Raw genomic sequence first — 3,320 nt, 5'->3', positions numbered from 1 at the left:
GGCCAGGTCCTGGCCGCCGATGGCGGGTTCGAGGCGACAGGCATCGGCCTGCCCAGCCTGCGCCTCTAGCTGGGCTCCGTGTGACTTGGGGCTCCGCCCCAAACCCCGGAGTATTTCCGGCAAGAGGAAGACAGAGCGTCACGCCTTCGCCTTCATATTTGGAAAATAATCCGGTGGCGGGGGGCGGGGGCGGCCCCGCTGTTGGTATTCACCCGGTTTGATACCGCTAGATCACTTGTTTTGATACCGGAAGACCCTCGGGCACCACGGACTATCGCGGATGGAATTTGCGGTGGTTCTTGCGGAACCGTTCGTGCGGCGCGCTTTTGCCGGCGCATTGATCGGCCAGGATTCGGGTGAAAGGGTGTTCAAACCGTCTTTGACGGCGCGTTTGACGGCCTGTTCAAGAGCGTTGATCGCCTGTGTCTGCACGGCCTGGGCAGATCGCAGCAGGGCGTCGGATTCGGCCAGCTTGGCCCTGGCAAGGTCCAGATCAGCGCGGAGTGTCATGGCATACTCTCTTGCGGCCCGTATCTTTTCAGATGCTTGCGCACGGTGATGTCGGTGATCCGCAGCCGCCGGGCAATCCCGGCCACGGGCCAGCCCTTCACATGCAGACAGGCGGTCAGTCAGGGTGTGGCCAGCGGAACACGGAGCCGCAACAGGTGATCGGAGCGGGCGAGCTTTGCGGCGTTTTCAGCTCCGACAAGCGCGGCGAGGCGCGACCGCTTGCCCAGACGCCGGGACAGGGGAAGTTCCGCCCCGCCGAAGGTCAGCAGGAACTCTATCGCCATGTCCATGCCGAGGATATCGACATAGGTTTCAACCTCGGCGGGCGGTTTCGGGTATGGTTTCGAGGGAAGGCTCACCGGTCAGCTTTTCCCTTCGGCCGTCCGCATCAGCCATTCCGACAGTTCTTCGATGATCATTGTTTCATCTTCATCCGAGACGCCCAGGTAAGGGCGGGCCGGGATATCGCCCCACGGGATGGGACCGCCCCGAGAGGTTCGCCCGAATTCGCCTTGCGATGCCCCGAACTGCATCACGGCGGACTGTGGTTCGTTGGAGCCGATGCGGACAAAATCAGACCCGTACTCGGGAAAGAGACCCTGGCGCATCCAGCCTTTTCTGAACAGTGGCACCGCGCCGAAGCCCGAGGCCGCATATTGTTCCAGCGAGACGGGTGAACGTGGCGCAAAGGGTTGCCCATCAGGCTGTTCACCGCGCAGCATCCTGTTTATCGTGTTCTCCAACCACCCTTCGCTGATTTCTCCCATGACCGGCGTCATGTCCAACAGCCCGTCTGCCAAGCGTTGCAGCGCAGGGGTGAGGGTATCGTTCTCGAACTCGATCTCGATCATGTGGCCGTTCCTCCATCAGCAAAGTTGTGCCCCGGCCCGCGTGCTGCCGGCACGGGCCGGGGCCGCGCCCTGGAACCGGTCCAGGAATACCGGCAGGGCGGCGTTGCTGGCGGCGCGCAGCCGCCGGGCAATCGTCATTCCTTCAGCGCATCCGGTTTCAGCCCCAGTTGCGCACAGACCGCAGCCGCCGCGTCGGACCGGGAGATCTCAGAAGGCGAAGAGGGCGGCGGGCCGTCCGGAACCGCCTGTTTCATCAAATGGGCATAGGCCGGGACCGAGGTTGCAACGAACCTGTCAAAGCTCGCTTCGTCCTGGGCGCAGAGCGCGGTGGCCCAGTCCTTCATCGCGGGCGTGATGAACCCGCGCGCCAGGGCGTCCTTCACCTTGGCCGTGGCGCGCTCTTTCGTCCGTTCGGCAAGGTCCGCGTGACGGCTGGCCATCAGGTCCTGCACCGCCTCGATCGGTACGAACCGCGCCGGGTCGGGCATCCGCGCCGCTGTCGCCTGTTCCGCCTTGCCGCGAATGGTTTCGATCAATGCGATCAACTCGTCTTCGGTGGTCTCTTCGGGCAGGCCAAGCGCCGCAATCAGCTTGTCCAGCAGGGTTTCCGGTTCGTTCATGGCGGTCTCCTGTCGCGCCAGCGCGATCAGGCCGCGCGCCTGGGCTGTCCATTCGACCCGGCCCCAGATACCGTCTTCGCCCACCCTCAGTTCCTTGATCCAGCCCGCCGCAGGCACCGGGCCGCTGCGCTGTTCCGGCTGGGCGTCGCTTTGGTGTTCGTAGTCCACCGGCAGATCGACCGCGCCCGCCCGGAACGCGTCCACGATCATCTGGGGGTTCGCCAGATTGAACCGGCGGCCGTCTCGTCCGGTCATCTGACCCACCGGAAACAGGTGTACCCACTCGGGGGCGGAACCGCCCAGGTCCCGGTCACAGATGGCCGTCAAGCTTCCGGCCATCGGATCAGCCCGCAACGAACGGGGTGACGATCAGTTCCGCCGTGCCCTTCCAGGGGTTGGACGCCCCGCCCGTCGCGGCCTCGGTATTGAGCAGGTGCAGCGCCGCGTCTTCCAGCGACGGCGGCACCACCATGATTGTCGGGGCGATCCCCGGAATGCGCCCGCCATCGCTGCGGAAATTCATCATCGCCGCGCGCGCCGCCGCATAGTTCGCGCGGTCCAGCGTCGCCTTGCTGCCAAAGCCCAACTGCCAGAGGCCGAACCCGGCATTCACCCGCGCCCGGACACCGTAGACATATTCGTCATTCATGAAGACATGGGAATCGGTGGAAGAGGTCAGCGACTGGAACTCGTAATCCTCGCGCTCCTGCCAGATCAGCGGCCTGACCGCGCGCGAGGTGTCCGGCAGATACCAGGCATCGCCCGCGCCGTCCTGAAAGTTGCTGACGCTGACTTCGTTGCCTTCGCCGTCCATCTGCGGGTGGTCGGCGTCAAAGAAGTTCTGCCCATCGAAGCACGGGGTCTCGAACCCCGCCGCCAGCAGGCCGAAGACCATTTCCTCGGGATGGTTGCGCGCCAGATAGCCCATTTCCGAGAAGGCGGGCTTGAACACCCCCGGCTTGTCGTCGCTGATAGCGTCCCGCATCACGGCGACGATGCTTTCGAAGCGGCGGTTCACGATGGTGAAGCTGTGCGCCTTCAGATTGTGCACATGACGCGGGCCAATCCATTCCCGCAGGTGCGGAAACTGACCGATCCAACTGTAAGTTTCATCACGCCCGGAGCTGGGCACGGTCATCGCGATCTTGTCCTTGTGGACGGTGGCTTGCAGATAGGCGTCCGAGTAGACGGACTTGAAGCCCCGAAAGACCAGGTCGAGGGAGTGTTCGTTGACGAGCATCGGCGGTTTTTCCTGTCAGCTTGTTTGCGGACAATGCAGGAAAAGCCCCGGACGGGACGCAGCCCGCAATGGTTTTGCGGGGCTGAGGAAACGGGCCGC

Annotated in this window: 7 protein-coding genes; all 7 read right to left on the bottom strand. The window is 64.0% G+C overall.

Translation table 11 applies throughout. The features are described from left to right. Positions 1-231: 231 nt before the first annotated feature. Genes QO034_RS23015 through QO034_RS22990 form a run of 7 tightly spaced genes read right to left on the bottom strand, consistent with a single transcriptional unit; the run spans position 232 to position 3,221 of the window. Positions 232-510, bottom strand: coding sequence for a hypothetical protein (locus tag QO034_RS23015; RefSeq protein ID WP_284487840.1), 279 nt, complete (start codon positions 508-510; stop codon positions 232-234). Beyond that, complete coding sequence (locus QO034_RS23440; protein ID WP_407696811.1) at positions 507-611, bottom strand: helix-turn-helix domain-containing protein; 105 nt, start codon at positions 609-611, stop codon at positions 507-509. The genes QO034_RS23015 and QO034_RS23440 overlap by 4 nt, the downstream gene beginning before the upstream one ends. Positions 612-629: 18 nt before the next feature. After that, positions 630-869, bottom strand: a complete 240-nt coding sequence (locus QO034_RS23010) for a hypothetical protein (RefSeq protein WP_284487839.1) — start codon at positions 867-869, stop codon at positions 630-632. Positions 870-872: 3 nt separating this feature from the next. Further along, positions 873-1,361: a phage virion morphogenesis protein gene (locus QO034_RS23005; protein ID WP_284487838.1), complete on the bottom strand. Its 489-nt coding sequence runs from the start codon at positions 1,359-1,361 to the stop codon at positions 873-875. A 15-nt stretch (positions 1,362-1,376) separates the two neighbouring features. Further along, entirely contained in the window at positions 1,377-1,499 is a 123-nt protein-coding gene (locus QO034_RS23000; RefSeq protein ID WP_284487837.1) for a hypothetical protein, read from the bottom strand. Continuing rightward, on the bottom strand, positions 1,496-2,320 hold the full coding sequence (locus tag QO034_RS22995; protein ID WP_284487836.1) for a phage protease: 825 nt from the start codon (positions 2,318-2,320) through the stop codon (positions 1,496-1,498). Before QO034_RS22995 ends, QO034_RS23000 begins: the two co-directional genes overlap by 4 nt. Positions 2,321-2,324: 4 nt before the next feature. Continuing rightward, entirely contained in the window at positions 2,325-3,221 is an 897-nt protein-coding gene (locus QO034_RS22990; RefSeq protein WP_284487835.1) for a Mu-like prophage major head subunit gpT family protein, read from the bottom strand. Between the last annotated feature and the right edge of the window lie 99 nt (positions 3,222-3,320).

Origin of the sequence: Sedimentitalea xiamensis (assembly GCF_030164465.1) — a bacterium.
Classification (GTDB): Bacteria; Pseudomonadota; Alphaproteobacteria; order Rhodobacterales; family Rhodobacteraceae; genus Sedimentitalea; species Sedimentitalea xiamensis.
Note: the sequence above shows the minus strand (reverse complement) of the source record. Positions and strands in the feature narration are given on the sequence as shown.

What these genes read in the sequence shown, in the direction of transcription:
- QO034_RS23005 (WP_284487838.1), bottom strand. Translation starts at nt 1,361, where the DNA reads ATGATCGAGATCGAGTTCGAGAACGATACCCTCACCCCTGCGCTGCAA.
- QO034_RS23000 (WP_284487837.1), bottom strand. Translation starts at nt 1,499, where the DNA reads ATGACGATTGCCCGGCGGCTGCGCGCCGCCAGCAACGCCGCCCTGCCG.
- QO034_RS22995 (WP_284487836.1), bottom strand. Translation starts at nt 2,320, where the DNA reads ATGGCCGGAAGCTTGACGGCCATCTGTGACCGGGACCTGGGCGGTTCC.
- QO034_RS23015 (WP_284487840.1), bottom strand. Translation starts at nt 510, where the DNA reads ATGACACTCCGCGCTGATCTGGACCTTGCCAGGGCCAAGCTGGCCGAA.
- QO034_RS22990 (WP_284487835.1), bottom strand. Translation starts at nt 3,221, where the DNA reads ATGCTCGTCAACGAACACTCCCTCGACCTGGTCTTTCGGGGCTTCAAG.